At 71.7% G+C, this 23143-nt stretch carries 24 protein-coding genes and 1 tRNA gene; 18 read left to right on the top strand and 7 right to left on the bottom strand.

Features of this window, described 5'->3' with window-relative positions:
• Positions 1 to 133: 133 nt before the first annotated feature.
• The 5 genes from ABTW64_RS07455 (at position 134) to ABTW64_RS07435 (ending at position 5111) form a co-directional block, all read left to right on the top strand.
• On the top strand, positions 134 to 1003 hold the full coding sequence (locus ABTW64_RS07455; RefSeq protein ID WP_350620868.1) for an HAD-IIA family hydrolase: 870 nt from the start codon (positions 134 to 136) through the stop codon (positions 1001 to 1003).
• Positions 1000 to 2253 carry an MFS transporter gene (locus tag ABTW64_RS07450; RefSeq protein ID WP_350620866.1) on the top strand — a complete coding sequence of 418 codons (1254 nt, stop codon included), beginning with the start codon at positions 1000 to 1002 and terminating at the stop codon, positions 2251 to 2253. Before ABTW64_RS07455 ends, ABTW64_RS07450 begins: the two co-directional genes overlap by 4 nt.
• A gap of 9 nt (positions 2254 to 2262) precedes the next feature.
• On the top strand, positions 2263 to 2958 hold the full coding sequence (gene nucS, locus ABTW64_RS07445; RefSeq protein ID WP_350620864.1) for an endonuclease NucS: 696 nt from the start codon (positions 2263 to 2265) through the stop codon (positions 2956 to 2958).
• Positions 2959 to 3130: 172 nt separating this feature from the next.
• Positions 3131 to 3802, top strand: a complete 672-nt coding sequence (locus ABTW64_RS07440) for an HAD hydrolase-like protein (protein WP_350620862.1) — start codon at positions 3131 to 3133, stop codon at positions 3800 to 3802.
• Position 3803: 1 nt separating this feature from the next.
• Positions 3804 to 5111 carry a hypothetical protein gene (locus tag ABTW64_RS07435; protein ID WP_350620860.1) on the top strand — a complete coding sequence of 436 codons (1308 nt, stop codon included), beginning with the start codon at positions 3804 to 3806 and terminating at the stop codon, positions 5109 to 5111.
• A 103-nt stretch (positions 5112 to 5214) separates the two neighbouring features.
• Here the strand turns inward: ABTW64_RS07435 and ABTW64_RS07430 are convergent, their stop codons facing one another.
• Positions 5215 to 5421, bottom strand: a complete 207-nt coding sequence (locus tag ABTW64_RS07430; protein WP_350620858.1) for a cold-shock protein — start codon at positions 5419 to 5421, stop codon at positions 5215 to 5217.
• A gap of 360 nt (positions 5422 to 5781) precedes the next feature.
• Here ABTW64_RS07430 and ABTW64_RS07425 point away from each other — a divergent pair, with 360 nt between their 5' ends.
• The gene (locus tag ABTW64_RS07425) at positions 5782 to 6447 is read left to right on the top strand and encodes a hypothetical protein (RefSeq protein ID WP_350620856.1); all 666 of its coding nucleotides are present in this window, start codon (positions 5782 to 5784) and stop codon (positions 6445 to 6447) included.
• A 38-nt stretch (positions 6448 to 6485) separates the two neighbouring features.
• Here the strand turns inward: ABTW64_RS07425 and ABTW64_RS07420 are convergent, their stop codons facing one another.
• A complete protein-coding gene (locus ABTW64_RS07420) occupies positions 6486 to 7292 on the bottom strand; it encodes a universal stress protein (RefSeq protein WP_350620854.1) in 807 nt (268 codons plus the stop codon).
• A 177-nt stretch (positions 7293 to 7469) separates the two neighbouring features.
• Between ABTW64_RS07420 and ABTW64_RS07415 the strand changes: the two genes are divergently transcribed.
• Both ABTW64_RS07415 and ABTW64_RS07410 read left to right on the top strand, forming a co-directional pair.
• Positions 7470 to 9065: a GAF domain-containing sensor histidine kinase gene (locus ABTW64_RS07415; protein ID WP_350620852.1), complete on the top strand. Its 1596-nt coding sequence runs from the start codon at positions 7470 to 7472 to the stop codon at positions 9063 to 9065.
• Positions 9062 to 9706, top strand: coding sequence for a response regulator (locus ABTW64_RS07410; RefSeq protein WP_350620850.1), 645 nt, complete (start codon positions 9062 to 9064; stop codon positions 9704 to 9706). Before ABTW64_RS07415 ends, ABTW64_RS07410 begins: the two co-directional genes overlap by 4 nt.
• Before the next feature lie 53 nt (positions 9707 to 9759).
• On the opposite strand, the gene ABTW64_RS07405 is transcribed toward ABTW64_RS07410, so the two are convergent.
• A tRNA-Leu gene (locus ABTW64_RS07405) sits at positions 9760 to 9843 on the bottom strand.
• A gap of 184 nt (positions 9844 to 10027) precedes the next feature.
• Here ABTW64_RS07405 and ABTW64_RS07400 point away from each other — a divergent pair.
• From ABTW64_RS07400 to pknB, 7 genes are read left to right on the top strand one after another with little or no spacing between them, the layout of a single operon-like run.
• Positions 10028 to 10771: an FHA domain-containing protein gene (locus ABTW64_RS07400; RefSeq protein ID WP_350620848.1), complete on the top strand. Its 744-nt coding sequence runs from the start codon at positions 10028 to 10030 to the stop codon at positions 10769 to 10771.
• A complete protein-coding gene (locus tag ABTW64_RS07395; protein ID WP_350620846.1) occupies positions 10768 to 11301 on the top strand; it encodes an FHA domain-containing protein FhaB/FipA in 534 nt (177 codons plus the stop codon). Before ABTW64_RS07400 ends, ABTW64_RS07395 begins: the two co-directional genes overlap by 4 nt.
• A 12-nt stretch (positions 11302 to 11313) precedes the next feature.
• Complete coding sequence (locus ABTW64_RS07390; RefSeq protein WP_350620844.1) at positions 11314 to 12633, top strand: PP2C family protein-serine/threonine phosphatase; 1320 nt, start codon at positions 11314 to 11316, stop codon at positions 12631 to 12633.
• Positions 12630 to 14018, top strand: coding sequence for an FtsW/RodA/SpoVE family cell cycle protein (locus ABTW64_RS07385; protein WP_350620842.1), 1389 nt, complete (start codon positions 12630 to 12632; stop codon positions 14016 to 14018). The genes ABTW64_RS07390 and ABTW64_RS07385 overlap by 4 nt, the downstream gene beginning before the upstream one ends.
• Positions 14019 to 14076: 58 nt before the next feature.
• Positions 14077 to 15531, top strand: a complete 1455-nt coding sequence (locus tag ABTW64_RS07380) for a penicillin-binding transpeptidase domain-containing protein (RefSeq protein ID WP_350620840.1) — start codon at positions 14077 to 14079, stop codon at positions 15529 to 15531.
• Positions 15528 to 17375, top strand: coding sequence for a serine/threonine-protein kinase (locus ABTW64_RS07375; protein ID WP_350620838.1), 1848 nt, complete (start codon positions 15528 to 15530; stop codon positions 17373 to 17375). The genes ABTW64_RS07380 and ABTW64_RS07375 overlap by 4 nt, the downstream gene beginning before the upstream one ends.
• 59 nt (positions 17376 to 17434) lie before the next feature.
• A complete protein-coding gene (pknB, locus tag ABTW64_RS07370) occupies positions 17435 to 19192 on the top strand; it encodes a Stk1 family PASTA domain-containing Ser/Thr kinase (RefSeq protein ID WP_350620836.1) in 1758 nt (585 codons plus the stop codon).
• Positions 19193 to 19225: 33 nt separating this feature from the next.
• Here the strand turns inward: pknB and ABTW64_RS07365 are convergent, their stop codons facing one another.
• Positions 19226 to 19381: a hypothetical protein gene (locus ABTW64_RS07365; RefSeq protein ID WP_350620834.1), complete on the bottom strand. Its 156-nt coding sequence runs from the start codon at positions 19379 to 19381 to the stop codon at positions 19226 to 19228.
• Positions 19381 to 20133: a class E sortase gene (locus ABTW64_RS07360; RefSeq protein ID WP_350620832.1), complete on the bottom strand. Its 753-nt coding sequence runs from the start codon at positions 20131 to 20133 to the stop codon at positions 19381 to 19383. Before ABTW64_RS07360 ends, ABTW64_RS07365 begins: the two co-directional genes overlap by 1 nt.
• 35 nt (positions 20134 to 20168) lie before the next feature.
• Here ABTW64_RS07360 and ABTW64_RS07355 point away from each other — a divergent pair, with 35 nt between their 5' ends.
• Positions 20169 to 20423, top strand: coding sequence for a cell division protein CrgA (locus ABTW64_RS07355; protein ID WP_350620830.1), 255 nt, complete (start codon positions 20169 to 20171; stop codon positions 20421 to 20423).
• 137 nt (positions 20424 to 20560) lie between these two features.
• Here the strand turns inward: ABTW64_RS07355 and ABTW64_RS07350 are convergent, their stop codons facing one another.
• Together ABTW64_RS07350 and ABTW64_RS07345 are read right to left on the bottom strand one after the other, a co-directional pair.
• Positions 20561 to 21436 carry a rhomboid family intramembrane serine protease gene (locus ABTW64_RS07350; protein WP_350620828.1) on the bottom strand — a complete coding sequence of 292 codons (876 nt, stop codon included), beginning with the start codon at positions 21434 to 21436 and terminating at the stop codon, positions 20561 to 20563.
• A 28-nt stretch (positions 21437 to 21464) separates the two neighbouring features.
• Entirely contained in the window at positions 21465 to 22022 is a 558-nt protein-coding gene (locus ABTW64_RS07345) for a peptidylprolyl isomerase (protein ID WP_350620826.1), read from the bottom strand.
• A gap of 95 nt (positions 22023 to 22117) precedes the next feature.
• Between ABTW64_RS07345 and ABTW64_RS07340 the strand changes: the two genes are divergently transcribed.
• On the top strand, positions 22118 to 22642 hold the full coding sequence (locus ABTW64_RS07340; protein WP_350620824.1) for a DNA helicase: 525 nt from the start codon (positions 22118 to 22120) through the stop codon (positions 22640 to 22642).
• Positions 22639 to 23136 (top strand): aminoacyl-tRNA deacylase, encoded by a 498-nt coding sequence (locus ABTW64_RS07335; protein ID WP_350620822.1) that lies wholly within the window; start codon positions 22639 to 22641, stop codon positions 23134 to 23136. Before ABTW64_RS07340 ends, ABTW64_RS07335 begins: the two co-directional genes overlap by 4 nt.
• Positions 23137 to 23143: the final 7 nt, after the last annotated feature.

The following is a 23143-nucleotide window of genomic DNA, read 5'->3' as shown; positions in this document are numbered from 1 at the left end:
CACGCCGGAAGCCGTCGGCGGTTCCTGCGTTGTGGCACACCACCCGCCCACGACAATCCGCGGCGCCCCGCAGCCGCCCATGCCGCGCATGCATGCCAGCCCACCCGCCCACTCCCGCACCTACTCTGGTGCCATGGCGCGACGCGACGAGATCGAGTGCTGGCTCACCGACATGGACGGCGTGCTCGTGCACGAGAACGTCCCCATCCCCGGCGCCCGCGAGCTGCTGGCGAAGTGGCGCGACGACGAGACCCCGTTCCTCGTCCTCACGAACAACTCGATCTTCACGCCCCGCGACCTCAGCGCCCGGCTGCGCTCCTCGGGCATCGAGGTGCCCGAGGACCGCATCTGGACCAGTGCGCTGGCCACCGCCGACTTCCTGAAGTCGCAGGCCCCCGGCGGATCGGCCTTCGTGATCGGCGAGGCCGGCATCCTGACGGCCATGCACGAGGCCGGCTTCATCATGACCGAGACCGACCCCGACTACGTCGTGGTCGGCGAGACCCGCAACTACTCGTTCGAGGCGATCACCAAGGCCATCCGGCTCATCGGGCGCGGCGCGCGCTTCATCGTCACGAACCCCGACGCCACGGGGCCGAGCGCCGAGGGGCCGCTCCCCGCGACCGGCGCGATCGCGGCCCTGATCACCAAGGCCACGGGCCGCACGCCGTATGTCGTCGGAAAGCCGAACCCCATGATGTTCCGCTCGGCGCTCAACCGCATCGGAGCGCACTCCGAGAACACGGGGATGATCGGCGACCGGATGGACACCGACATCGTCGCGGGCATCGAGGCCGGGCTGCACACCGTGCTGGTGATGACCGGGATCAGCGACGAGCGCGAGATCGCGCGCTATCCGTTCCGCCCGAACGAGGTGCTGGGCTCGGTGGCCGACCTGCTGCATCCGGCGTCCGACGACGAGCAGGATGCGCCGGGCCGGGCCGCCGCAGAGCCCGCGGAAGGCACCCGCCCGCGCACGTCGACGGGCGAGGGCGCCTCGTGACGAACGCCGCGACCGACGTCGCCCTCAGCCCCGCGCGTGTGCTGCGTTGGAAGGCCGCGATCTTCGCGGTCTTCCTCACCAGCGGCCTCAGCGTCGCCACGTGGGCATCGCGCGTGCCGGCGATCAAGACCGCCCTCGGCATCGACAACACCGAGGTGGGCGGGATGCTGATGGGCGCGGGAGTCGCCTCGATCCTCGGCCTGTCGATGGCCGCCGCTCTGATGGCGCGCTTCGGCGCCCGGCGCGGGATGCTCGCGAGCATGCTCACCTTCATGGTGGGCATCGTGCTGATCGGCGTCGGCACCGACGTCGTGGGCTCGTTCCCGGTCGTGCTGGCGGGGCTCATCCTGTTCGGCTTCGGCAACGGGTGCGTCGACGTGATGATGAACGTCGAGGCGACCGCGATCGAGCAGCTCGCGAAGAAGACGATCATGCCGCTCTTCCACGCCTTCTTCAGCTTCGGCACCGTGATCGGCGCCGGTCTCGGCGTGCTGGCGGTCAACCTGGGCGTCGACGTGCTGGGCCACACCTCCGCCGTCGCCGGGCTCATCGCCGTGATCGCGATCGTGGCGGTCGCGAACGTTCCCCGGCGCGATGCCGTCGACCCCGATCCGGCCGAGCACGGCGCAGGATGGCGCGAGCGCCTGCACGTCGCACTCTCGGCATGGCGCGAGCCGCGCACGTACCTGCTCGGCGTCATCATGCTCGGCATGTCGTTCGCCGAGGGGGCGGCCAACGACTGGCTCGCGCTGGGTGTGGTCGAGGGCCACGGCGGCGAGGAGGCGCTCGGGGCCGTGGGCCTGACGATCTTCTCCGTCGCCATGACGACCGTGCGCGTGCTCGGCGGTCCGCTGGTCGACAGGTTCGGCCGCGTCACGATGCTGCGCGCGCTCGCGGTCTCGGCGGCGGGCGGCCTGACGCTGTTCATCCTGGCGCCGAACCTGCCGCTCGTGCTGGTGGGTGCCGCGCTGTGGGGCATCGGGGCGTCGCTCGGCTTCCCGCTGGGCATGTCGGCCGCGGCCGACGATCCGGCCAAGGCGGCGGCGCGAGTGAGCGCGGCCGCGACGATCGGCTACGTCGCCTTCCTCGCAGGCCCTCCTGTGCTCGGCGCGATCAGCGACACCATCGGCCTGCTCAACACGCTGTGGATCATCGTCGCCCTCACGGTCGCATCCGGCATCGCGTCGGGCGCCGCCCGTCCGCTGGCGCCCGCCCGGGACGCGGCCGACCGCAGCCGCGCGGACGGTTAGGCTCGACCGGTGCGTCTCGTCATCGCCCGCTGCTCCGTCGACTACACCGGCCGCCTCAACGCGCATCTGCCGCTCGCCACGCGACTGCTGATGCACAAGGGCGACGGCAGCCTGCTCGTGCACTCGGACGGCGGCTCGTACAAGCCGCTGAACTGGATGAGCCCGCCCTGCCGTCTCGACGTCGTGCGGCCGAGCGAGGAGCTCGTCGAGGCCGGGGTCACCGAGATGTGGAAGGTCACGCACCAGAAGACGGGCGACGCGCTCACCGTGCACATCTACGAGGTGCTGCACGACTCCAAGCACGACCTGGGTGTCGATCCGGGACTCATCAAGGACGGCGTGGAGGCCGATCTGCAGCGCCTGCTGGCCGAGCAGGTCGACCTCATCGCCGAAGGCGCGAAGCTCGTGCGTCGCGAGTATCCGACCGCGATCGGCCCCGTCGACCTGCTCGTGCGCGACGCGGGCGGCATGCCGATCGCGGTCGAGGTCAAGCGCCGGGGCGACATCGACGGCGTCGAGCAGCTCACCCGCTACCTCGAGCTGCTGGGCCGCGACCCCCTGCTGTCGGGCATCCAGGGCGTGTTCGCGGCGCAGGAGATCAAGCCACAGGCACGCGTGCTGGCCGAGGACCGCGGCATCCGCTGCCTCACGCTCGACTACGACGACATGAAGGGCATCGACTCGGGCGCCCCCCGGCTGTTCTGACGCCGCCGGGCGCGTTCCGCCCCGCCTGGGCGCAGCACCCCAGTGCACACCAATGTGCGTGTGCACTGGGCCGACCCCGAGTACACACGCACATTGGTGTGCACTCGAGGGCGAGGGGGCCACATACGCGCCGTTCGCACGGACACGTATGCCGCCTCACTAGGCTGGCCCCATGACGTCGTCGCCCTGGTCGTGCATCCTCTGGGACGTCGATGGCACGGTGGCCGACGCGTCCGCCGGCATCCTGCCGCGCATCACCGAGGTGCTCACCGCGCTGGGCCGCACCCCTCCGGGGCCCGACGAGCTGCGGCACTGGATTGGGCCGCCCCTGCTCGAGTCGTTCCAGAAGCGCGCGCTGCTCAGCCCCGAGCAGGCCACCGAGGCGGTGGCCGCGTATCGCGCCCTCGCGTCGCGTGACGGCTACGCCGCATCTGTCGCGCTGTACCCAGGCGTGCCCGCGCTGATCCGCGAGCTGCACGACGCCGGCGTGCCGCAGGCCACCGCCAGCACCAAGCCGCAGAACCAGGTGCGCGCGATCCTCGAGCACTACGACCTCGACCACGCGTTCACCGCCATCGCGGGCGCACGCCCGGAGGCGGACGTGCTCGACACCAAGTCGGATGTGCTGGGCCGCGCGCTCGAGGGACTCACCGCGGCCGGCGTCGACACCTCGCGCGCGGTGCTGGTCGGCGATCGTCACCACGACGTGGACGGCGCGGCCGAGCACGGCATCCCGGTCGTGTTCGTGCGCTGGGGGTTCGGCAACCCCGGCGAGGAGGAAGGCGCCCAGGCCGTGGTCGACGACGCGTCGCAGCTGCGCGACCTGCTGCTGTCGGGGGCGTGACGTGACCGCCACCGGGTTCGACCTGCTGAGCTGGCTGGTTCCGGCCCTGGTCGTGCTCGGATCGGCGGCGGTGCTGGTGGTCGTGGTTCGGGTGGCCGTGCGGCGCCTGCGACGTGGCGCACGCGCCCGAGGGCGCGCGCAGCTCGCCGTCGAGAGCGCGGGGGCCGCACTCCTGCACCTCGACGAGGCGGTCGACGAGCTCGACCTCGAGGTCGGGCTGTCGGGGGCCCTGTACGGCGGCGACGCCCTCGCGTCGCTGCGGCGCGCCCGGATGACCGCCCAGCACACGCGCGACGACGGGTTCGCCGAATTCCGCGCCTTCGACGATCCCGCGGCAGTGCCGGCCGTGACCCGGCGCGCAGCGCGCGACCTGACCGGCCGGATCGAGCGCGTGCTCCAGGCGGTCGACGCCGCCCGCCGCGAGCACCGCGCGTGGATCGACGCGCACGTCACGGCGCCGGAGCAGATCGCCGCCGCCGACCGCCGGCTCGCCGAGCTGCGCTCCCGCATGGGCGATCCGGCCGGTCTGCTGCGCGAGCTCGCGCATCGCGTCGACGCGGACGAGTGGGCAGTCGCCGCGCGCGCCGCCGAGGAGGCCGAGTCGTCCGCCGACGAGGCCGCGGCCGCCATCGCCCGGGCGCACGCGCTGGCGCCGGATCGGTCGCGCGCGGCCCTCGATGAGCTCGCGGCGGCCGAGCGGGCCCTCCGTCGCGCCGACGCCGCGTCGCGCACCATCGAGGAGACGCATCGCCTGGTCACGCAGGCCGGGCTGGCGGTCGCGGATGAGATCGCGGCTGCGCGTGCCGCCATCCGCTCGGCGGCTTCCCTCCACGCCTCCCTCCCGGCGGACGAGGCTGACCGGCTCGGCGCGGAGGTCGTCTGGGCGCGGAAGGAGATCGAACGCATCGAGCCGACCGCGACGCGCCGCCCGGTCTCGGCGAACGAGGCCATCGCCCGCGTGCGCGAGCGGCTCGATCTGGCGCTGGGCGACGCCCCCACCGCCCAGCAGCGCGTGCGTGGCGCCCGCAGCGCGCTCCCCGGAACGCTCGCCGCCGCGCGAAGCGCGATCGCGCGCGCCGAAGCCGCTGTGCCGCCCCCTGCGGGCGGTCTCGACACGCGGGTGCGTCTCGACGCGGCGCGGCAGGATCTCGCGTCGGCGCGGCAGATGCAGGATCCGGTCGCGGCGCTCGACGCGGCGCGGCGCGCCATCCGTCATGCCGACGACGCTGCGGCCGAGGCCGGCCCCGATCGGCGGGGTCGGTCCGACGCGCCCGGTACCTCCGCCGATCCCGCGCCCGATCCCGCCTGATCCGCGAGCACGAGCAGACCCCGGGCAAGACGAAGGGCCCGGTGCGTCAGCACCGAGCCCTTGCTGCCGATCCGCTATGCGGAAGGCGTGGTGAGACCGCTGATCAGAGCGGGCGGATGTTCTCCGCCTGCAGGCCCTTGGGGCCCTGAGCGATCTCGAACTCGACGCGCTGGTTCTCCTCCAGTGCGCGGTATCCGGAAGACTGAATCGCCGTGTAGTGCGCGAAGACGTCAGAGCCGCCCTCGTCGGGAGAGATGAAGCCGAAGCCCTTCTCCGAGTTGAACCACTTGACGGTGCCCTGCGTGCTCATTTACTGCCGTTCTATCGGTATGAAATCGGCACGAATGTCCGTGCCGACGATCCTCACGCTAACGGAGTCGCCGGGAAAGGGATAGGGGTACGCGAAACGTGACGCAACCGTTGCCCCGCCTGGTGGGAGTGTTCCGCTCGTGAACGCGCTCGACGGGGTGCGCGGCGATCCGAGACCGTCCTGAAACGGAGACGGCCCTCACCGGAGGGGGGATCCAGTGAGGGCCTGACGACCGTTAGGGGGGACGTCACAGACAGAGTATCGGAGATCCCGACCATTTGTCCCCCATTCGGTGGACATACCCGGGCACCGGCGCCGTCTCGGTTTGGCGCGAACGATGCTCTTCCGCACGATGGACGCATGCCCCTCGCGTCGTCGATCCGCCGCCGGCTCGCCATCGCGCTCGTCGTCGTGGCGGCTGTGCCGCTGACCGGATGCGCGGTGGGGCTGTCGTCGCACGCGGGGACCCCGTTCACGGCGTGCCTGCTGACATCCGGGGTGGATCTGTCCGCCATGGGCTCCTGGACGCGGGACGAAGAGCGCGAGACGCTCAGCGACCCGCGCGCGCTGGAATGCGTGCTGACCGATCTGCCGGTCGAGGAGCGCCGGGATGTGCTCGGCTGGGCGTTCCCGGATGTGGCGGAGGATGCCGCCCCGGAGGCGCAGGCCGGCGTCGCCGACGCGGTCGCCGGGTTCCTGGAGCAGCGGGTCGCGGCCGGTGGCGGTGCGGCGGCCGACCAGGATCTGGCCGATGCGGGCATCCTGCTCGCCGCGCTCGGAATGAGCGGCGCCGAACCGCCGAGCGTGCGGGAGGCGGTGGCACTGCCTCCGCACCTCAGCGCGGCCGGGCCGCTGTACGAGGCCTGGCGGGAGTCGGAGGCGCTCGACGACGACTTCGCCGCCCGCGCGCGCTTCGTGGAGGAGCAGCTCGCGGCGGGAGGCGCGCTCGCGGAGTTCTTCACCGAGACAGCGGATGCGCTGCTCGCGGCTCAGCAGTCGGCCATCGCCGCGCGGTCGGCCGGCTGACGCGCTCCCGCCCACCCGGCGCGACCCCCGCGGGCGCGTCAGGCCTGCTGCGGCGGAGCGGGTGCGAGCAGCAGGATGGGCGCGTTCGCGTTCATCAGCACGTCGTGCGTGAGCGCGCCGATCGGGGCGGCTCCGGCGGCGCGTCCCCGGCCGCCCGCTCCCAGCACGAGCAGCTGCTTGTCGAGCGCGGCGTCCAGCAGCGCGTCGGCGGCGGGGCTCGAGAGCGATCGGCGCGTGATGGTCGGCGCGTCGCCCGCCCGCTCCGGGTCGCCTGTGACGGCGCGCTCGGCGGCGTCGAGCGCGTCGTCGCAGCGCCGCGGACAGGAGCCGTGCACGAGCGTGAGGGGCGCGCGCATCCGGCGCGCCTCGGCTGCCGCGGCGAGCGCGACGGGGCCCGCCGTGCCGGCCCCGCCGATGCCCGCCACCACACCGCGGCGGAATCGCAGGTCGAGGTCGGGTACCACGACGAACTCGGCGCGTGTGGCGAGCGCGAGCCGCAGGGCCAGCGATCCGGTGACGCGGCCGTGGGCGAGGCCGGTCTTGTGGGTGCCGATCACGAGCCGGTCGTCGGCGCCGGCCGCGCGCGACAGTTCGCGCCAGGCGGCGCCGACGAGCGGCAGCTCCTCGACCGCGAGCTCGGGATGCTCGGAGCGGACGAGGGATGCGGCGTCGGCGAGCAGGGTATCGCCGACGCCGCTCTCGTCCTCAGGGGATGCGACATACGCGAGGACGAGGGGTGCGCCATCCGGGGCGGCTCGGGCAGCCGCCCAACGCAGGGCGGCGCGGCTAGGGGGGGACCCGTCGACGCCCACGATGGTGCGGGGAAAGGGGGACTCGTTCGTCATGGTGCTGATCAAGCATCCGATCGTCCGCCGAATGTCAATAGGGTCGAAGGTCCCACGGCGGCGCCGCTACCTTGCCTCGGCAGGAGGTGGCACGTGCCCGAGCAGTCAGGTGTCTCCGAGCCGCCGCGCCCACGACGGGAGAGCGCGCCGGCCGGGAGGGCCCCGCATGCCCGGGGCGTGCCCGAGGACCGCCTGCCCGAGGACCGCCTGCGCCAGCTCCTGACCGCCTATCGCTCCGTGGTCGAGACACTCGACATCGACAGCGTGCCGCGGCGGATCATGGACGCCGCCGCGTCGCTCGTCGGTGCCTCGGCCGGCGCGATCGCGCTCTTCGACCGGTCAGGCGCGCTGGAGAACCTCATAAAGGTCGGCTCACAGCGGGATGCCGACGCGCTGAGCCGTGCGCTGTCGAGCGCTCGGCTCATGCCGCTCGACGGTGTTCGGCGCGACGCCGGAGCCGCGGGGCTGTCCGACGATCTCGGCGAGGGGTTCCTCGCCGTGCCGATCCGCTCCCATCAAGGCGCCTACGGCACGCTGTATCTCTGCCGCGGCGAGCGCGGTGCGTTCTCGTCCGAGGACGAGGACCTCGTCGGGGCGCTCGCGGCGACCGCTGGCATCGCGCTGGAGAACGCGCGCATGTATGAGGAGTCGCGCCGGCGCGTCCGCTGGAGCTCCGCCCTCACCGAGGTCTCGTCCGCGCTGCTGTCCGAGGACGTCACGGATGTGGTGGGCGTCGTGCTCGCACGCGTCGGCTCGGTGGTCGAGGCCGACATGATCGCCGTCGTCCTGCCGCTCCCCGACACCGGGGAGCTGATGATCCACACCGCCCGCGGCCCCGGGTCCGAGCCGCTCGAAGGGCGCCGCTACGAGCGCACCGGATCGCTGGTCGACCGGGCCCTCACCGGCCGCCAGGTGGTGCTCGCCGATGCGAGCCCGGCGCAGGTGGCGATCGATGCCGACCTGGGCCCGAGCATGGTGCTGCCGGTCGTGGTGTCGGGAGATCCCGTGTGCGCGCTCACCCTGTCGCGGGCGGCCGGCGGCGCCCGATTCACGGCCGGCGACGTCGACATGGCCGCCGAGTTCGCCAGTCAGGTCGGGCTGGCGGTCGAGCTGACGCGGGCACGTGCCGACCGGCAGCGGCTCGAGCTGACCGACGAGCGCGGCCGCATCGCTCGCGACCTGCACGACCACGTCATCCAGCGCCTGTTCGGGGCGGCCCTGTCGTTGCAGGGCCTGGCGGCGCGCTTTCCGCAGGCCGCCGCGGGCCTGCAGCAGCAGGTCGACGCGATCGACGCCGCGATCGCCGAGATCCGCACGGCCGTGTTCGCGCTGTCGGCGCGCACCACCTCGGCAGCCGACGGCACGCGGCATCGCCTGCTCGACGTCGCCACCGAGATGAGCGGATCGCTGCCCGCCACTCCCCGCATGACCTTCGGGGGCGCCGTCGATCTGCTCGTCACGGGCGAGCTGGCGGATGACGTGGTGGCCGTGGTGCGCGAATGCCTCGCGAACGCCGCCCGTCACGCCCAGGCCGATCAGGTGAGCGTGGACGTCTCGGCCGACGACGGCGAAGTGGTCGTCACGGTGATCGACGACGGCGTGGGCATCTCGGCCGCGCCGGCGCGGCGCAGCGGCACGGCGAATCTCGAGGAGCGCGCGGGTCGCCACGGCGGCTCGTTCGACGTCGGCCCGGCCGAGGCGGGTCCGGATGGATCCCGCGGCACGCGTGCGGTGTGGCGCGCGCCCCTGGATGCCGAGCGGAGGCGCGCATGACGCGCGTGTTCCTGGTCGACGACCACGAGATCGTCCGGCGCGGCGTGGCCGACCTGATCGGCGCCCAGCCCGATCTCGACGTCGTGGGCGAGGCCGGCTCGGTGCTGCAGGCGCTCCCCCGCGTCGCCGCCACCGCCCCCGACGTGGTGGTGCTCGACATGCGGCTGCCCGACGGCGACGGCATCAGCCTGTGCCGCACCATCCGATCCGCGAACCCCGACATCCGGTGCCTCATGCTCACGGCGTACGACGACGACGAGGCGAGCATCGCCGCCGTGCTCGCCGGCGCCTCCGGATACGTGCTCAAGGACATCCGCGGACAGAGCCTCACGGACGCCGTCCGCCGGGTGGCACGCGGCGAGGCGCTGGTGTCACGCGCGCTGGCCGAGCGGGTCGTGGACCGGATGACCGAGGCCGCACCCCGCCACTCCGCCGGCGTGGCCCCGCCCGAGCTGACCCTGCGCGAGCGCCAGGTGCTGCGCCTCATCGGCGACGGGCTCACCAACCGGCAGATCGGCGAGCAGCTGGGCCTGGCCGAGAAAACAGTGAAGAACTACGTGTCGGGCCTGCTCGGCAAGCTCGGCATGGAGCGCCGCACGCAGGCCGCCGTCTACGCGACGCAGCACCTCGCCGATCGCTGACCGCCCGGGAGACGACGAAGGCCCCGGCATCTGCCGGGGCCTTCTGTGCGCTGTGCGCGAGGGGGGAGTTGAACCCCCACGCCCTTTCGGGCACTGGCACCTGAAGCCAGCGCGTCTGCCTATTCCGCCACTCGCGCGAGACCGGATCGCTCCGGACTCAACTTTCCGAGGATATCACGCCTTCGCGCGCTCCGCGAACTCGGCCCCGCACCGCACTCGCCCCGCAGCGGCCGGATCGGGCGCCGAGCCGCCCCCGGCGAAGGCGGTGCCCAGGCATGCTGGCTACGATGTGCCTACCGGTCGGCCGGACTGAGGAGACCCGTGGGACTACTGGACAGCTTCGAGCAAGGTCTCGAGCGCGCCGTCAACCGCGCGTTCGCGAAGACCTTCCGCAGCGGCATTCAGCCGGTCGAGATCGCCTCCGCGCTGCGCCGCGAGCTCGACACCAAGGCGGCCGTCGTCGCGCGCGACCGCATCCTCGTGCCCAACGACCTGACCGTGCGGCTCAGCCCCGCCGACCATGAGCGGATGCGCGGCCTCGGCAGTGCGCTGGTCACCGAGCTCGACACCATGCTGCGCGGGCACGCCTCGGCCCAGGGCTACAGCCTTGCGGGGCCGCTGCGCATCTCCCTGCAGCCCGACGAGTCGGTCACCACGGGAACCGTGACGGTCGAGTCGCGCAGCGCCGACGGCGAGGTCGAGTGGCGCGCCGTGGTCGATGTGAACGGCCGCCGCGTGCCGCTCCTGAAGGCGCGCACGGTGATCGGCCGGGGCAGCGACGCCGACATCACGGTCGACGACCCGGGCACGAGCCGCGCGCACGTCGAAGTGCTGTGGGACGGCGAGCGCGCCATGGTGCGCGACATGGGATCGACCAACGGGTCCAAGCTCGACGGCGCACGCGTGACCCAGGCGCCGCTCGCGGACGGTCAGACGATCACGATCGGCCGCACCGACATCGTCTTCCACGTCGTGCCGCTCGCCTCTCCCGAGACGCGCCGGCCCACACGCGACGCCCGCACGACATCGACGCGCATCCTGCCGCAGAACGGGGACTGGTCGTGAGCGAGCTGACGCTGCTGATCCTGCAGGTGGGCTTCCTCCTGCTCATGTGGCTGTTCGTGTTCGCGGTCGTGTTCGCGCTGCGCTCCGACGTGTTCGGCGTGCGGGTGCGCCGCATGCCCGACGCCGCGCCGGCCCGCGCGTCGGCCAAGGCTCCCGCGGCCAAGGCTCCCTCTGCCGCACCGCGACCGGCGCCGGCGCCGAGCGCCGCGCCGGCCGGGCCGGCCACGACGACCACCGCCTCGCGCATCGTCATCACGTCGGGCCCGAAGGCGGGGCTCGAGCTTCCGCTCGGCACCGATCCGCTCACGATCGGCCGCTCGAGCGAGGCGGGCCTGGTCATCCGCGACGACTACACGTCGAGCCAGCACGCGCGCCTGGTGCTGTGGGGCGAGCAGTGGATGCTGCAGGACCTCGAGTCGACCAACGGCACGTTCCACGGCGGCGAGCGCGTGTCGCCGAACTCGCCCGTGCCGGTGCAGACGTCCACGCCCATCAAGGTCGGCGCCACGACGTTCGAGCTGCGGAAGTAAGCCCCCATCGACATGTTCGTGGGATCGAGTGCCGCCATCTCCCATACGGGAAAGGTGCGATCAAACAACCAGGATTCCGGGTACGCCGGCTCCAACCTGTTCGTCGTCGCCGACGGCATGGGCGGTCACGCGGGCGGTGACGTGGCGTCGAGCGTCGCCGTGAACACCCTGCAGGAGCTCGACCACACGTATCCCTCTCCCGAGGACGCCGAGGCCACGCTGCGCGAGACCATCGCCGCGACCGCGGGCGACCTGATCCACCTCGTGGGCCGCCGCCCCGAGCTCGCCGGTCTGGGGACGACCGTCAGCGCGATCGCCATGGTCGACGACTACGCCGTCATCGCCCACATCGGCGACTCGCGCATCTACCTGTGGCGTGACGGCGCGCTGACGCAGATCACGACCGACCACACGTTCGTGCAGCGCCTGGTCGACTCGGGCCGCATCACGCCCGAGGAGGCGCGCTACCACCCGCGGCGCTCGGTGCTCATGCGCGTGCTCGGCGACATGGATCCCGATCCCGAGATCGACACGTTCATCATGCCCACGCGTCCGGGCGACCGCTGGCTGCTCTGCTCCGACGGTCTCAGCGGCGTGGTCGACGAGGCGCACATCCAGAAGGCGCTGAAGCTCGGCCTGCCGCCGGGGCGCACCGCGGACATCCTGCTGAAGTACGCGCTCGACGGCGGCGCGCCCGACAACGTCACGATCGTGATGGTGGATGTGGGCGGTCAGCACCCGCTCGTGAGCGGCACCGCGACGATCGTCGGCTCCGCGTCGAACCCGCAGGGCATCAAGGTGCCGGCCGTGACGGGGCGCGCGCTGCTGTCGACCGGATGGCTGCACCCCAACCGGCACGCCGCGAACGAGCCCACGCACTTCGAGCCCGAGCCCGAGTACCTCGAGGAGCTCATCGAGGAAGACCGCCGGCGCGCCCGCCGCCGGCGCATCGGCGTGATCGCGGTGCTCGTGCTCATCGCGGCCGCCATCGCGGGCGGCTTCGCCGTGTTCTACAACTGGACGCAGACCCGCTACTACGTGGGAGCCGACGACGACACGGTCGTGATCTACCAGGGCATCCAGCAGTCGATCGGCCCGCTCCAGCTGTCGTCCGTGCACGACGACACCGAGATCGTGCTCGCCGATCTGCCGGCCTATCAGCGAGCACGCGTCGAGTTCACGATCCCGGCTCGCTCGCTCTCCGACGCCGAGGCGATCGTCGATCGGCTGCGCGACGCCGTGCCCGAGCCCGAGCCGTCTCCGCTGCCCACGCCCGTGCCGTCGCCCTCGGGCGCGCCGACGCCGAGCTCCACCCCGGGAGGCGAGGGATGACCCAGGTCACCACCGACACCGCCGTGCTGAAGGCGCTGCGCCGCGTGCGCCAGCCGCAGCCGCAGCGCAATCGCGAGCTGGGGCTGCTGCTCTTCGCGATCCTGATCATGCTGGGCGCCACCGCGCTGTCGCAGCTCGGCGAGCTCGGGTCCATCGATCCGGGCGTGCTCGTCGCCGAGGGCGTGCTCGCGGTGCTGGTGCTCGCGCTGCACGTCGTGCTGCGGCTGCGCGCGCCGCAGGCCGACCCGTTCGTCGTGCCGATCGCGACCCTGCTCACCGGCCTGGGCATCGCGATGATCTATCGCCTCGGGCTGTCGCTCGAGGAGTGCGTGGGCGGACAGCGCTGCGTCGACCCGTCGGCGGGCGCCAAGCAGATCATCTTCGCGGGCGTCTCGGTCGCCGCTGCGGCCGCCCTCGTGTGGTTCCTCGGCAACTACCGGGTGCTGTTCCGCTACACCTACATCTTCGGCTTCACGGGCATCGTGCTGCTGGTGCTCCCGTTCGTGCCGTTCATCAACGGCGGCGGCAACGCGGCCGTGTGGATCTCGATCGGCGGCGTCAACTTCCAGCCCGGCGAGATCGCCAAGATCTGCCTCGCCATCTTCTTCGCCGGCTACCTGGTGCGCACGCGCGAGAGCCTCACCTCCACCGGCCGCCGCTTCCTGGGGTTCACGTTCCCGCGGGCGCGCGAGTTCGGCCCGCTGCTCGTGATCTGGCTCATCTCGATGGTCATCATCGTCGCGCAGCGCGACCTCGGAACCGGTCTTCTGATCTTCGGGATGTTCGTCGCGACGCTGTACGTCGCGACCGGGAAGACCGGATGGGTGCTCATCGGCGTGTCCCTCGCCCTCGCGGGTGCCATCGCGGCCTCGTACGTGCTGCCGTACGTGCGCGGCCGGTTCGACGCCTGGCTCGGAGCGTTCGAGCCCGAGCTCTACGACAGCACGAGCTTCCAGCTCGTCAACGGCATCTTCGGCCTGGCGCACGGCGGTCTGCTCGGCACGGGGCTGGGGCTGGGCCGCCCGTACCTGACGCCCGTGTCGCAGAGCGACTACATCATCCCGAGTCTCGGCGAGGAGATCGGCCTGATCGGACTGTTCGCCGTGCTGTGCCTCTACCTCGTGTTCGTGGCGCGCGGCCTGCGCATCGGCGTGGCCGGCCAGGACGACTTCGGCAAGCTGCTGGCGGTGGGTCTGTCGTTCACGCTCGCGCTGCAGGTGTTCATCATGGTGGGCGGCGTGACGCGTCTGATCCCGCTCACGGGCCTCACGACCCCGTTCCTTGCGGCGGGCGGGTCGTCGCTGCTCGCGAACTGGCTGATCGTGGGCATCGTCCTGCGCATCAGCGACGCGGTGCGCCAGCAGCCCAGGGCGGTGATCGGCTGATGCTCGTCTCGCAGACGTCCGTCACGTACCCGGAATCCCGCAGGGAGGTGCCCGCCGCATGACCAAAGAGCTCCGACGACTGAGCATCATCGTGCTGGTGATGTTCCTCGCGCTGTTCGGATCGACCAGCGCGATCCAGGTGATCCAGGCCAACCAGCTCGCCGACATGCCGCGCAACAGCCGCACGCTGTTCGACAGCTACGAGACGCAGCGGGGCGCCATCATCGCGGGCGATCAGGAGATCGCGGTGTCGGCGCCGAGCGGCGACCTGTACGCGTGGCAGCGCCAGTACGCCGACTCGCCGATGTGGTCGGGCGTGACGGGCTATCTGAACCCCGTGCTGCAGTCGGCGACGGGCATCGAGCAGATCATGGGTCAGGAGCTGTCGGGAACCGCCGGCTCGGCGTTCTTCTCGCGTCTCGACCAGATCGTGACAGGACAGCCGCCGCGCGGCTCGAGCGTCGTCCTGAGCCTCGACCCGGCCGTCCAGAAGGCCGCCTTCGACGCCCTCGGAGGCCTTCGAGGCGGTGTCGTGGCGATCGAGCCCGACACAGGGCGCATCCTCGCGATGGCGACGACGCCCGGATACGACGCCAACTCGCTGGCACAGCACGACTCCGAGGCCACCGACGCGGCATACCAGTCGCTGCTGGACGATCCGCTCCGCCCCCTCAACAACCGCGCGCTCACGGGCGACAACCCCCCGGGCTCGACCTTCAAGCTCGTGGTCGCCGCCGCCGCGCTCGCATCCGGCGACTACGACGAGGACTCGCAGCTGCCCAACCCCGCGTCGTACACGCTCCCGCAGTCCACCCATCCCGTCCGCAACGCGAACGGCGGCACCTGCGGCGGCGGCAAGACGGTGACGATCGCGACCATGCTGCGCCTGAGCTGCAACGTGCCGTTCGCCGAGCTCGCTGTCGAGCTGGGCGACCAGCCCATCCGCGAGATGGCCGAGCGCTTCGGCTTCAACCACGAGTTCGCGACGCCCCTGCCCGCGCAGATGTCGAGCTACCCCGACGCGCTGGATGACCCGCAGACGGGACTGACGGGCTTCGGGCAGGGGCAGGTCACCGCGACGCCCCTGCAGATCGCGATGGTCTCGGGCGCGATCGCGAACGACGGGGTCGTCATGAACCCGCAGGCCGTGGACGAGATCGTGGGTGCCGACCTGTCGGTGCAGCAGAGCTTCGGCCCGTCCGAGTTCGGCCGCGCGATCGAGTCGGATCTCGCCCAGGTGATGACCGACATGATGGTCGCGAACGTCCAGGATGGCGTCGCGTCGGGTGCAAGAATAGACGGCGTCGATGTGGCCGGGAAGACGGGCACCGCGGAGATGGGCGACGACCGCCCGTACACCCTGTGGTTCACCGGATTCGCGCCGGCCGACGACCCGGAGGTCGCTGTGGCCGTGGTGGTCGAAGACGGCGGCGGGCAGGGTCAGTCGGGCAGCGGAAACACGATCGCGGCACCGATCGCGAAGAAGGTCATGGAGGCGGTGCTGAGCAGATGAGGCCAACACAGGGCGTGTCCTTCGGCGGTCGGTACGAGTTGATCTCGCGGATCGCGATCGGCGGGATGGGCGAGGTCTGGGAAGCCACCGACCACGTCATCGGACGCACGGTCGCGATCAAGATCCTCAAAGACGAGTACATGGGCGACCCGGGCTTCCTCGAGCGCTTCCGCGCCGAGGCGCGCCACGCCGCGCTCGTGAACCACGAGGGCATCGCGAGCGTCTTCGACTACGGCGAGGAGAACGGATCGGCGTTCCTCGTCATGGAGCTCGTCCCGGGCGAGGCGCTGTCGACCATCCTGGAGCGGGAGTCGAAGCTCCCGCCCGAGCGCACGCTCGACATCGTGGCGCAGACCGCGTCGGCGCTGCAGGCCGCGCACGCCGCGGGCCTCGTGCACCGCGACATCAAGCCCGGCAACCTCCTCATCACGCCCGACGGCCGCGTCAAGATCACCGACTTCGGCATCGCGCGCATCGCCGACCAGGTGCCGCTGACGGCGACCGGTCAGGTCATGGGCACCGTGCAGTACCTGTCGCCCGAGCAGGCGTCGGGTCATCCGGCCTCGCCGGCGACCGACATCTACTCGCTCGGCATCGTCGCGTACGAGTGCCTCGCGGGGCGCCGCCCGTTCACGGGCGAGTCGCAGGTCGCCATCGCGATGGCGCAGATCAACGAGCAGCCTCCGCCGCTGTCGGACGAGATCCCCGAGCCGGTGCGCAACCTCGTGCTGGCGATGATCGCCAAGAAGCCCGAGGACCGGCCGGCCTCGGCAGCGGTCGTGGCCAGGGCGTCGAACGCGCTGCGCCGCGGCGATGTCGCGGCCGCCGCGGCAGCCGTGCCGGCCATCGCCGGAGGCGCCGCCCTCGCCGGGGACGCCTTCACGCAGCTGCTGTCGCCGGGCGACGACAGCACGACCCGCATGCTGCCGCGCACCACGCCCGTTCCGGTCGGCGGCGACGTCGCGGCCGCCCCCGAGGACGACAAGCCCAAGAAGAAGCGCAGCCCGTGGACGTGGCCCCTGGTGGCGCTGATCGTGCTGCTGCTCGTGGTGCTGGGTGGCACGATCTTCGCCCTGTTCGGCGGCGACCTGTTCGGCTCCCCCGAGGAGACGCCGTCGTCTGCGCCCACCTCGAGCGCTCCGTCGCGATCGGCGACGCCCTCGAGCACGCCCACGCCCACCCCGGAGCTGGTCGACATCAGCGCGCTGCCCCTGCAGGGCGCGACCTGCCAGGAGGGAGAGGCCATCCTGGCGGAGGCCGGTCAGTTCGGCTGGACCTGCGAAGAGGACACCCCGGCGCCGTCGGCCGACCTCGAGCACACGATCTACGACTGGAGCCCTCGCGGCTTCCAGGCCCCCGGCGCGAACATCTCGGCGCGCGCATACGGCCCGATGGCCGCCGTCGGCAAGCCGTCGGCCGCGCCGACGTTCGAGGCCGACGGCGCAACGACGACCGAGCTCACCGTGGGCGAGCCCGCCACGGTGCGGTGGAGCGTGTTCAACTGCCCGAGCGGCACCGGCACGATCACGGGGTACACCGTCAGTCTGCAGGGCCCCGCGACGTTCGCCGACGGCTCGCAGCAGCACGAGAGCGGTGACCTGTCGGCGCCGATCACGGTCACCGGCACGGGCGACATCACCGCGACCTACGTGGCGCACTGCTCGGGCGCCGACGGCGGCACCGCCCGCGACTCCGAGGCCTCGGATGTCGGTCAGGCGCGGGCCGTCGCCGCCGCGGAGGTGCCCGTCCCGACCCCGACCGGCGACCCGAACGGCGCAGGCGCGGACGACACGGGCTCGGCCGGCGCGAACGGCACCGGCGCCACGGGCAGCGGCAACGGCTGACACCTTCGGGGGCTCTCCTGCCTCCGGCACACGAACGCACGTCTGATCCGGGGGGATTGATGACCGACGAGAGCCGCTCCACGACGGGGCGCATCGGCGACGACGCGGGTGACGCCCGCGTGCTCGCCGGGCGCTACCGCGTGGGCGAACTCATCGGACGCGGCGGCATGGCCAGCGTGTACCGGGGGTACGACCTGACGCTGGGCCGGGATGTCGCCATCAAGATCCTCAAGCGCGATCTGGCGGGCGACAGCGCGTTCCGCACCAGGTTCCGTCTCGAGGCCCAGGCCGCATCGCGGATGGCCAACCAGGCGATCGTCCGCGTGTTCGACGCCGGTGAGGACGTCGCCGCCGACGTCAACGGCGAGCGGCCCATCCCGTTCATCGTGATGGAGCTGGTGCAGGGCACGCTCCTGAAGGACATCATCTCCCGGGGCCCCGTCCCGGCGCAGGACGCCGTGCGCTACGTCGATGGCATCCTGGAGGCGCTCGAGTACTCGCACCGCGCCGGCGTCGTGCATCGCGACATCAAGCCGGGCAACGTGATGGTCACCGACGCGGGACAGGTGAAGGTCATGGACTTCGGCATCGCCCGCGCGGTGTCGGACAGCTCCTCGACCGTCGCCGAGACGACGTCCATCCTGGGCACGGCGGCCTACTTCTCGCCCGAGCAGGCCAAGGGCGAGCCGGTCGACGCCCGCGCCGACGTCTACTCCACCGGCATCGTGCTGTACGAGCTGCTCACCGGACGTCCGCCGTTCCGCGGCGACTCCCCCGTGGCCGTCGCGTACCAGCACGTCAGCGAGACTCCCGCCACCCCGTCGCAGGTCAACCCGGCGTCGCCGAAGTCGTTCGACCCGGTGGTGCTGCGCGCGCTCGCCAAGGATCCGTACCAGCGCTTCCCGAGCGCAGCGGCGTTCCGCACGGCGCTCGACGCCGCGTCAGACGGCAAGGAGCCGTCGAAGCGCGAGCTCGGCGCCCTCACGAGCGAGCTGTACGGCCCGAACCCGCGCCAGGCCGCCGAGACGGCCCGGTCGCTGCGTCAGCTCTCGACCGACAACACCATGACGCGCACCCAGTCGGGCCCGCCCGTCGCGTGGATCTGGGCGGGTGTGGCCCTTCTGGCGGTGCTCATCGTCTCGGTGCTGTTCTGGGTCGTCACGATGCGTCCGGTCACCGAGGTGCCCGCGAACGCCCGGCTCGTGCCGGACGTCACGGGCATGACGCTCGAGCGCGCGACGGAGGAGCTCACGGGCGACGACCTGACCGCGGTCCCCCAGCACGAGCCGAGCGACACGGTGGCCGAGGGCGTCGTGATCCGCACCGATCCGCTGGCAGACGCCTCTGTCGCGCCGGGCACCGAGGTGACGGTCGTGGTGTCCGAGGGCGCCAGGATGTCGACCGTGCCCGCGCTCGAGGGCAAGACCGAGAAGGAGGCGCGCGACGCGATCGAGCGCGCCGGGCTCTCGGTGGGATCCATCACGCCCGAGAACGACCCGAGCCTCCAGGCGGGCATCGTCATCACCGCCGCCTCGGGCGGACGCGAGGTGCTGGAAGGTGACGAGCTCGAGGAGGGCGCCGTGGTCGACCTGGTCATCGCGTCGGGCCGTGTCACGATCACCGACTATCAGGGCTTCCCGCTCGAGGTCGCTCAGAGTCAGCTCGAGGAGCTCGGACTCACCGTGACCCTCGAGCCGCTCGCCGACTGCGAGCCCACGGGCGACCAGGAGGTCGTGAGCCAGTCGGCTTCCCCCGGTGACGTGCCGGTCGGCTCGACCGTGCAGCTGCGCTACTGCGAGGGCACCGAGGGCGAGTGACGCGGCGCCGCGGCGCGCCGCGCGGGATCGTCCCTACTGGACCGTGACCTCGTCGGGCACGAACGTCATCGCGATCCATGGGTAGACGTAGACGAACAGCCCGTAGAGCACGGCCCCGAGCAGGATCAGCAGGATGAGCACCCGCACCCACCAAGGGCCGGGAAGCAGTCGCCACAGCGCCGCGTACATCAGATCAGCTCCTCGGTCAGGGCGGGCGGCGTCTCGCCCGTCGAGCGCGGCAGGAACGACTCGAAGACGCCGTACCCGACCAGGCGCTCGGTCATCGCGAAACGCGGCGAGCAGGTCGTCAGCGTGATGTAGCGCTCGCCCTTGGGCACCTCGGGGGCCTGCGGCACGTCGGCCAGCACGTCGTACTCCCCCGGCTGCACGTACTCGAGCGTGCGGAACCGGTACGTGTACCAGCCGACCTCGGTCTCGACCACGATCGGATCGCCCACGCGCAGGTTCTGCAGGTTCGCGAACGGCTTCCCGAACGTGGTGCGATGCGCCGCGAGGCCGAAGTTGCCGACGTCGCCCGGCATCTCGGTGTCGAGGTAGTGGCCGATGCCGATCTGGTCGAGCGTGCCCGCCCGCGTCACGCCGCCGGCGATCGTCACGGCGTAGTCGTCGCCCCACCGCGGCACGTGCATCACGCCGAACTCCTCGCGGTCGGCCGGCTGTGGCAGCACGACCGGCTCGTAGGTGCCCTCGGTCGGCTCGGGTGCCGGCTCGGGCGACTCGATCTGCGCCCACTCACGCGACTTCTCGGCGGCCTGGGCGTTGTGCTGCGACGCGTAGATCACGTCGCCGATCCAGATCTGCCACAGCACGTAGAGCAGGATGACCGCACCGAGGGTGACGAGGATCTCGCCGAGCACGCTGGCGAACGTCGCGCTGCTGCGCCGCCGTCGCACCCGTCGGTTCTGCGCCAAAGCCGTCACGGTGCCAGCTTACCGAGGCCGGTAGGATGTCTCCCATGGCCCGATCCAACAAGCCCGCCCGCCAGAACGGCGACGACGAGCTCGTCGAGCGCACCAGCCCCGAAGCCGCGCCCAATCCCGTGTGGTTCAAGCCCGTCATGATCGGCTTCATGCTCATCGGGCTCGTCTGGATCCTGGTCTTCTACCTCTCGGGCATGCAGTTCCCGATCCCGGGCATCGAGGCCTGGAACCTCGTGATCGGCTTCGGCATCGCCTTCATCGGGTTCCTGATGACCACCCGCTGGCGATAGCCCCTCGCTTCGAAGGCGCCTGACGACCGGATCGTCAGGCGCCTTCGGCATGTCGAGGTCGTCCGCGAACGGATGTCCCGACAGGAATTACACGCGTGTGATTCATCCCCAGCAGGGGATAACCCTGTGGATAACCGTCACGCGTAGAGGAACGCGGGCACCACGAGGAGCGCGATCAGCGCTGCCACGACGACCCCCAGCAGGACGAGCTGCCTGCGCCCGTCCCGGGCGCCCCGCGTGGAGGCGAACACGAGACCGACCGCCGTGCCGGCCACGAGACCGCCGACGTGGGCCTGCCAGGAGATGCCGCCCAGGAAGAACCCGACCACCAGGTTGATGCCGAGGATCACGAGGATGCCCGTCACGTTGCCGCCGAGGTGCCGTCCGATCACCACCAGCGCGCCGAGCATGCCGAACAGCGCGGCCGACGCGCCCACCACGGGAGTGGTGAACGCGAGCAGCGCCGCCGCGGCCGCCCCTCCGAGCCCCGAGATCAGGTACAGCGCCAGGAAGCGCCAGCGCCCGAGCATGGGCTCGAGCAGGCGGCCGATCATCCAGACCGACAGGAGGTTGAGGCCCACGTGGATGAACCCGCTGTGAACGAGCAGCCACGTGAACACCCGCCACGGCTCGAAGGCCCCGAACTGGGGGTAGAGCCGCGGGGCGAAGAAGGCCAGCAGCGGCTGCAGGTGGATGCCCGCCAGACCGAGCAGCAGCTCGAGCAGGAACGCGCCGGCGGTGATGCCGACGATCCAGTTGGTGACCGGCGCGCCGCCGGCCGTCGCGACGACGCCACCGCCCCGACCCCATCGCCTCTCGGCCCGCTTCTGCGCCGGCGTGCGCGACTGGCGCTGCGCCTGCAGGCATTCGGGACAGATCACGCCGACAGCCGCCGGGGTCTGGCACTCGGGGCAGATGGTGCGCTGGCAGCGCTGGCACAGCGCGAAGCTCATCCGGTCGGGATGCCGGTAGCAGAAGTTGTCGGGATTGCGTGAGAGATCGGACGTGGTCACGGCGGTGGCGTCGTGCGACCGGGGACGGTCAGACCGCGGCGATGTCGATCGACTGCAGCACGACCGGCTCGAGCGGCCGGTCCTGCGCGCCGGTCGGCACCTGCGAGATGGCGTCGACGACCGCGCGCGACGCGTCGTCGGCGACCTCGCCGAAGATCGTGTGCTTGCCCATGAGCCAGGGCGTCGGGTCGGTCGTGATGAAGAACTGCGAGCCGTTGGTGCCGCTCATCCGGCCGGTGATGGCGTTCGGGCGCTTGCCGGCGTTCGCCATCGCGAGCTTGTAGGGCGCGTTGAAGTCGAGCTCGGGGCTGATCTCATCGTCGAACGTGTAGCCGGGGCCGCCGATGCCCTGCCCTAGCGGGTCGCCGCCCTGGATCATGAAGCCCGGGATGATGCGGTGGAAGATGACGTCCTTGTACAGGGGGCCCTCGCCGGGCTGCCCCGTGGCGGGATCCGTCCACGAGCCGGTGCCGTCGGCGAGTCCGACGAAGTTCTTGACGGTCTTCGGGGCGTGGTCGCCGAAGAGGTTCACGACGATGTCGCCGTGGTTGGTGTGCAGAGTGGCGACGGCAGTGTGCTGAGGCATTTACACATTCTCTCAGAGACCGGCAACCCTCTGCCGCTGAACGGGTGATCTGGCAGGATGGGGTCACACCACATCCCCACGACAGGGAGGGCAACGTGAGCCTCAGCAAGAAGCGCAAGAAGGAACTCCGCAAGCTGCAGGAGTCGGCCACCCGGCTGTGGGAGGCCCAGCAGGTCGTGCTGGCCGGTGCGACGGACGTCGCCCGCGAGGCCGGGCGCCAGCTGGGGAACCTCAACCGCGAGCAGGTCGCTCCGGTGATCGACGAGAAGTACCACCACTACGTCGAGCCGGTCGTGGGCCGCGTCACGCCGTACGTCGAGACGAGCCGTCAGGCGTCGAAGGCGTTCCTCGACAAGCGCGTCGTTCCCGCTGTGGGCGGCGCCATGGGCAAGGCGCTGTCGGCGCTCGACGCCGCCAACGAGGCACGCGTCAAGATCGCCGCGAAGCGCGCCGGCGTGCCCATCGTCGAGCCCAAGAAGAAGCGCAGCGCCGGCCCGGTGATCGCGCTCGTCCTCGGTGTCGCCGCGGCTGCGGCGGTGCTCTACGCGGCCTGGCAGACCCTGCGCGCCGACGACGAGCTGTGGGTCGCCGACGATCCGCTGGCCTCGCCCGACGCGTGAGCGGACGGGAATCCGACCCCACTTCGCGCGTACGCGAAGCCGCGGCGGCTCGTGGTCTCGAGATCGAGATCCGCGAGTCGCCGCGGGCGTCTTCGCTGGAGGAGGCCGCGGCGCTGCGCGGCATCACCCCCGCCGACATCGTCAAGACGCTGGTGGTGAAGGGCCGCGGAGACGACGGGTTCCTGTTCGCCCTGATCCCCGGCGATCGCTCGATCTCGTGGCCGAAGCTGCGCGCACTCGTCGGCGTCAACAAACTGCGGCTGCCCGAGCCCGAGCTGGCGTTGGAGGCCACCGGCTACGAGCGGGGCACCATCGTGCCGATCGGCAGCACGCGCGAGTGGCCCGTGTACGCCGACGAGCGGATGACCGGGCGCCGCGTCTCGATGGGCGCGGGGGCGCACGGCTGGACGCTGTTCGTCGACGCCGACGCGCTCATCTCCGCCTACGGCGCGACCGTGGCCGACATCTCGGACCCGATCGACGCGATCCGCTGATCCGCTG

Source organism: Microbacterium sp. NPDC096154 (assembly GCF_040302945.1).
In the GTDB taxonomy this organism is placed as follows: domain Bacteria; phylum Actinomycetota; class Actinomycetes; order Actinomycetales; family Microbacteriaceae; genus Microbacterium.
Note: the sequence above shows the minus strand (reverse complement) of the source record. Positions and strands in the feature narration are given on the sequence as shown.